The following is a 6,068-nucleotide window of genomic DNA, read 5'->3' as shown; positions in this document are numbered from 1 at the left end:
CCGTCGCCCTGGCGGCGTGACTACAACCTGTCACCTATCCGTGCAGCAGTCCCGAGATCCTCCGCGCCGTGTTCCATGAAGGAGACACGACGAGTTCGGTGGATACGTATGTGCACTATGTGCGGCGCAAGACCTCCCCCGACATGATCGAGACCGTCCGCGCACGCGGCTACCGCGCGGGAACACCGTCATGAGCGACGCCGACACTCGAGGCGTGCGCCGTGCCGCGCTATCCATCGGACTCTGGGTCGGAGTCTCGTCTGGTGTGATCGTCGCGATCGGCATCGGGGTGCTGATCGCGGTGGTGCTCTCGACGTCGCGCCGCGAAGGCGAGGAGCACGGCGGCGGCTGGTTCGGCGGTCCCGCCGGAACGCGGGACGACTTCATCGTCGACTTCGACGTGATCGTTCCGGCCGTGATCGTCCTCGGAGTGATCGGCGTGGTGCTGCTCGGGGTGGTCGCCGCGGTCGCCGCTCGCCGATCGGTCCGTCCGCTCGGCGAGGCGCTGCGTCGGCAGCGGAACTTCGTGGCCGATGCGAGTCACGAGCTCCGCACGCCGCTGACGACGCTGACGAGCCGTATCCAGGTTCTGCAGCGCCGTCATGATCGAGGCGAGGACCTCGGAGCGGGTCTCACCGACCTGCGGCACGATGCGGACATGATGGCCGACGTGCTCAATGATCTGCTGATCGCTGCGGAGGAGGAATCGCTTGCCGACGGGAACGCGGACGTCGCGACAGCGGCAGCCGTAGCCGTCGCAGCGATGACGACGAGCGCACAGGACTCCGAGGTCTCGCTCACGATCACGGTCGATCAGGATGTGAAGGCGCAGCTGCCGGAAGTCACGCTCGTCCGCATCCTGGTCGCGCTGCTCGACAACGCCGTGCAGCACTCCCCGGCGCGAGGTACCGTCTCGATCCGCATCGGGCGGGACGCCCGGAACGTGACGGTGCGCGTCATCGACGAGGGATCGGGGATCGAAGGCATCTCGCCCGAGCAGGTCTTCGAGCGGTTCGCGCGTCCGCGCGAGAGTGGACGCCCCCGTAGCTTCGGTCTCGGACTCTCACTCGTGCGAGATGTCGCTCGCCGTGCCGGGGGTTCCATCGAGGTCGAACGGTCGACGGCATCCGGCACGACCTTCCTGCTCACACTCCCGGCTCATGCCTGAACGAGTGCGTATCCTCCGATCGGCTGCGAACCAGCCGTCGTCTGCACGTCCACGATCGTCGTGCCCAGCCAGCGCGTGACGTGGTGCTCATCGTCGACGATGATGCCGGTGCGCGACCCCGCAGCCGCGATCCACGAGCGGTTCGCCGGGCCGGCCACCACGGCAGCGGTCGCCCAGACGTCCGCCTGCGTGAGACCGTCGGTCACGATCGTGGCCGACGCGGTGCCTGTCGCGGGCCGGCCGGTGCGCGGATCGAGGATGTGATGCCCGCGCTCCGCCGGCCCTGAGGTCGCCACCGCACCGTTCGCCACGCCGACAACCGCGACCAACTGGCCGCGGTCGTGCGGGTCGGCGATGCCCACCTGCCATCGTCAGTCGGCTCCCGCAGCCGTGAACAGCTGCAGGTCTCCTCCGGCGTTGATCCCGACCGCGGTCGCCGCACCCAGCAGCGGCTCGAGGTGCCGACGGGCAGCAGCTTCCACAGCCCAGCCCTTAACGTATCCCGTCGGGTCGAACCACCCCCGCCACCAGGCAGAGAACAGGCCTCCGGTCACTTGTTCGGCGCGTTCGCAGGCATCAGCGACCAGCGCGACCCTGCTCTCAGCGTCGGCGATGGAGAGCTCGCCGCGACGGATGCGACTGATATCGGAATCGGTGCGATATGTCGAGAACACCCGATCGATCTCGCGCAGTTCGTCGAAGCACGCACGCACTGCCCGATCGGCGCCCGCATCGGTCTTCTCTTCCAAACCGATCAGGTGGATGCTCATCGGGATGCCCATGATCTCCTCGACCCAGACCCGCGTCCCCTCATTCGCGGTTTGCATCAGCCGTGCGCCTGGTCGATCGCGCTCTGCAGCGACGAGAGGTAGCCACTGCTCGTGTATGTGGCACCGGACACCATCTGGATCTTCGAGCTCTGCGCCTTGATCGTCTCCGAGACGAGCCTCGGGATCGCGGTGCCGTTGACCTGCCGATCTCGACCGTTGCTGTTCGGGTAGTCGACCGCCTGCGCATCCGTGATGTGTCCGCCGGAGACGGTGATCTGCACCTGCACCGGCCCGTAGCGTGTCTGCGACGATGCGCCGGTGTAGTTTCCGTCGGCAAGGCCGGTGCCAGACGTGGTTCCCGAGTTCGACGACGTGGTTCCGGAGCCGCTCGCGCCGGTGTCGGTGGTCGTCGACGAACTGCCCGCTGTCGCCGCGCTGGCGTCGGTCGGGGTGACGGCCTGCAGAGACGTTCTGTAGCTGAACAGAAGCACCAGGCCACTGACCGTGGCGAGGAGTGTGTAGAGGATCTTCTTCATGGCCGTCTCCCTGCTCAGATCGTGAACGATTCGGAATGGATGCGATGGGCGGGGAAACCGGCGTGGACCAGGTCACGCCTGAGGTCTTTCATCCACGCCTCAGCGCCGCAGATGAAGACGTCATGGTCCTTCGGCTCCGGCACGAGGTGGTGAAGGAGGTCGGCGCCCGACCACGCCTCGTGCGTGGCGGGGATCCAGCTCGACGCGCCGGACGATCGCGGGCCGATGAACGGCAGGTAGCTCAGGCCACGGGTGTTGATGAGGTGAGCGATGGCCTCCTGCCGAAGAGCGTCCTCTGCCGCGGACTCCCGGGTGATGAGCATCGCGTCTCCCGGTCGGTACCGTTCCGTCTCGAGCAGCGAGACGAGCGGTGCGACACCGGCGCCTGCGCCGATCATGAGCAGCTTCGTCCCGGTCCTGCGCTCGCCGGTCATCTCCCCGTATGGTCCTTCCACGATGACCCTGGTGCCGGGGAGCAGCGTGGTGAGGCGTCGTGTGCCGTCGCCCACGACACGGGCGGTCAGCGTCAGCTCGCTTCCCGGCGCAGCGGAGAGCGAGAACGGGTGTCCGCGAGTCCAGCCGGGTCCATCGATGAAGCGCCAGACGAAGAACTGACCGGCCCTGGCCCCGAGGGTCGCGATGTCGCGACCCTCGACTCGGATGGTGACACCCCGCGCGCCGTCCGCCTCAACCCCCGCCACCCGCAACGCCCGACGGGAGGACCGCAGCAGCGGCATCCCGATGCGGAACGCCAGCACCGACCCCGCAGCGAGGGCCCAGATCGACCACCAATAGACGGTCGCGACCGGCGAGGACAGGAAGTCGGCGCCCGTCCACAGCTGGTGCGGCAGCGCGAGTCCGACACCGAGATAGGCGTAGAGGTGCAGGAGGTGCCAGGACTCGTACCGCAGGCGCCGACGAGCACGGCGGATCGAGGTCACGACGACGAGGAGGATCAGCAGAGTGCCCGCCGTGGCCAGGAGCATCCCCGGGTAGTCCCATACGAAAGCCCACAGCTGCACGAACGGGTTGATGCCAGCCGCCATCGCGTAACCCACCGCGAGCAGCGCGATGTGCGCGCCCATCAACCAAAACGACCAGAATCCGACGAAGCGATGCATCCGCGTGATCCCGTCACGACCGAATCCGCGCTCGAACAGCGGAACACGCGCCATCAGCAGCACCTGATAGAGCAGCAGATTCGCCGCGACCAGCCCGGTGAGGCGCCCGAGCGTCGTGACGGTCTCGGCGTTGACACCCAGGACTGCGGTCACTCCACCACCGCGACCCACAGAGCGACGACGAACAGACTGGTCGCCCAGATCACCGAGATCGCCGCTGCACGCCAAACCCGCGCGCGCCCACGACGGGTCGCCCGCGGTGGCATCGGGGAAGCGCCGGGGACGGAAGCACGAGGTCTTGTCGTCAGAGTGGTCATAGGGGAAGCGTGCTGTCCCGACTCTGAGACAGGTCTAAGGAACGGCCCCCGATAGACGACTCATGGCTGTCTCTCAGGCAACGCCGGTCGTCCCGAGGAGCGTCCCGATCGCGAATGTGACCACCAGCGCGATCGCGCCACCGAGCACCACCCTGATCGTGGGCCTGAGCGCGGGGTTCCCGCCGATCCTCGCGCTGATGAATCCGGTCAGCGCGAGCGCCAGCAGCACCACTGCGAACGCGACCTGCACGCGGATCTCCGGAGGCGGGAGCAGGATCGCCAACAGCGGAAGCATCGCGCCGAGCGCGAAGGCGAGCGCTGAGGCCCCCGCCGCCGCCCACGGGCTGAGCACCTGGTTCTCGGAGATGCCGAGCTCCGCTTCGAGATGCGCGGTCAGCGGATCCTGCGCGGTGAGCTCCTCCGCCACGAGGCGTGCGGTCGCGGGGCGCAGGCCTTTCGCCTGGTAGATGCCCACCAGCTCCTCGAGCTCGGTCGCCGGATCATCGGCCAGCTCACCCCGTTCCTTCTCGATCAGAGCCCGCTGGCTGTCTCGCTGGCTGCTCACCGACACGTACTCCCCGAGCGCCATCGAGATCGCCCCACCGACGAGACCGGCGACACCCGCGGCGAGCAGCGTCGCGGAATCGGTCGTCGCCCCCGCGACACCGACGACGAGCGATGCGACCGACACGATGCCGTCATTCGCGCCGAGCACGCCGGCCCTGAGCCAGTTGAGGCGCCCGGCGAGATCGCCGCGGTGAGGCTCACCCGGATGCGTCGCGGACATCATCGCCCCGTTCCTTCTCCCGGCGCGGCTATGGAAGGCACATCCCGACGGAGGTCGAGCTCTACGTGCGCGGAATGCCACTTCGTGAGAGGTCGAGTCATCGGACAAGAGTACGCCCGCCACAAACGCGCCCTCCGCAGCTCGACCGCTAGCAAGTCCGGTCGCGGCACCAGCCGAAGGTCCCTGCCAGAACGGGGTTCCGGCTCCCATTAGCGGCGACCGCCCCGGCAACCAAGTGATACCGCGCCGGAAACGATCGTCTTTGGCGTTACTGGCCCGGTGGCTCCTTATAAGGCGCCACAAACGATCTCCGGAAACCCCTTTCGGCAGGGATTTTCGGCGCACCACGTCAAGAGGCGTTGTGTCGGTGATCGCTCAGACAGAACTAGTTGCAGCTGGAGGTGTGGGTGGCGTTCAGCTCTCGTCTGCACTGCTGGGCTGATGTTCCACCGCTGGCGCGCGTCGTTCTTGGTACACGGAGGGTTCGGGTTCGGGGTGTCGTCGCCCCTGGACGACGAATAGCACGATGCCGAGGGCGACGACGACGAAGGATGCCCAAACGTTCGCGGGGATGCCGAACAGGGCGTCACTGGTGGGGTCGATTCTGATGGCCTCGAGCCAGCTGCGTCCGAGGCCGTACCAGATGAGGTAGAGGGCGAAGGCGCGTCCCCACCGGAACCGGTATCTGCGCTCGAGGAGGAGGATGATCGCGACGCCGATCAAGTTCCAGATGATCTCGTACAGGAACAGCGGGTGGAACAGCGTTCCGGCCGGGAGGCCGTCCGGGAACATGGTGTCCGTCGGCAGGATCTCGAGCCCCCACGGAAGAGTGGTGGGCAGCCCGAAGAGTTCGTGATTGAAGTAATTGCCCACCCGGCCCATGGACTGCGCGATGAGCATCGCGGGCGCGAGAGCATCGGCGAAGGACCAAAGCCGGATACCGGTTCGTCGGCAGCCGATGTACGCGCCGACAGCGCCGCCCAGGAGGGACCCGTAGAGGGCGTTGCCGCCGTCCCAGATGGCGAAGATGTTCCCGAGGTTCGCCCCGGGATAGAAGTAGTCCCCGACGTGGGTGAACACGTGGTAAAACCGGGCTCCGATGATACCGATCGGGACCGCCCAGATGACGATGTCGATAACCACGCCGTCCTCCGCGCCGCGCGCGGAGAGGCGTCGTTGAGTGATGATGACGGCGGCGATGATCCCGGCGATGATGCATAGCGCGTAGGTGTGGATCGTCAGGGGCCCGAGAGCGAACTGGGCCCAGGATGAAGGCGGGCTGGGAAGATTGGTCGGAAGCACTGCGTACCGCTCCTCATCTGGCATCGGTTCGAATTCCTTCATACATCATCGTCTAGGTCCAGGCTTG

At 67.0% G+C, this 6,068-nt stretch carries 7 protein-coding genes and 1 pseudogene; 2 read left to right on the top strand and 6 right to left on the bottom strand.

The genetic code is table 11. From position 1 onward, the window contains the following. Positions 1–53: 53 nt before the first annotated feature. Positions 54–194, top strand: a pseudogene (locus Q0568_RS10445) (winged helix-turn-helix domain-containing protein); the annotation flags it as partial. Further along, positions 191–1,168 (top strand): HAMP domain-containing sensor histidine kinase, encoded by a 978-nt coding sequence (locus tag Q0568_RS10440; protein WP_298866136.1) that lies wholly within the window; start codon positions 191–193, stop codon positions 1,166–1,168. The pseudogene Q0568_RS10445 and the gene Q0568_RS10440, both read left to right, overlap by 4 nt. Here Q0568_RS10440 and Q0568_RS10435 read toward each other — a convergent pair. From Q0568_RS10435 to lgt, 6 genes are all read right to left on the bottom strand, one after another. After that, positions 1,159–1,530, bottom strand: a complete 372-nt coding sequence (locus Q0568_RS10435; RefSeq protein ID WP_298866134.1) for an FAD:protein FMN transferase — start codon at positions 1,528–1,530, stop codon at positions 1,159–1,161. The genes Q0568_RS10440 and Q0568_RS10435 overlap by 10 nt on opposite strands. Positions 1,531–1,539: 9 nt before the next feature. After that, positions 1,540–1,995: an FAD:protein FMN transferase gene (locus tag Q0568_RS10430; protein ID WP_298866132.1), complete on the bottom strand. Its 456-nt coding sequence runs from the start codon at positions 1,993–1,995 to the stop codon at positions 1,540–1,542. Continuing rightward, entirely contained in the window at positions 1,995–2,474 is a 480-nt protein-coding gene (locus Q0568_RS10425; protein WP_298866130.1) for an FMN-binding protein, read from the bottom strand. Before Q0568_RS10425 ends, Q0568_RS10430 begins: the two co-directional genes overlap by 1 nt. A 14-nt stretch (positions 2,475–2,488) precedes the next feature. Continuing rightward, the gene (locus tag Q0568_RS10420; RefSeq protein WP_298866127.1) at positions 2,489–3,748 is read right to left on the bottom strand and encodes a ferredoxin reductase family protein; all 1,260 of its coding nucleotides are present in this window, start codon (positions 3,746–3,748) and stop codon (positions 2,489–2,491) included. 237 nt (positions 3,749–3,985) lie between these two features. Continuing rightward, complete coding sequence (locus Q0568_RS10415; RefSeq protein WP_298866143.1) at positions 3,986–4,699, bottom strand: VIT family protein; 714 nt, start codon at positions 4,697–4,699, stop codon at positions 3,986–3,988. A gap of 414 nt (positions 4,700–5,113) precedes the next feature. Then, positions 5,114–6,025, bottom strand: a complete 912-nt coding sequence (gene lgt / locus Q0568_RS10410) for a prolipoprotein diacylglyceryl transferase (protein ID WP_298866125.1) — start codon at positions 6,023–6,025, stop codon at positions 5,114–5,116. Between the last annotated feature and the right edge of the window lie 43 nt (positions 6,026–6,068).

Origin of the sequence: uncultured Microbacterium sp. (genome assembly GCF_937927635.1) — a bacterium.
GTDB lineage: Bacteria > Actinomycetota > Actinomycetes > Actinomycetales > Microbacteriaceae > Microbacterium.
Note: the sequence above shows the minus strand (reverse complement) of the source record. Positions and strands in the feature narration are given on the sequence as shown.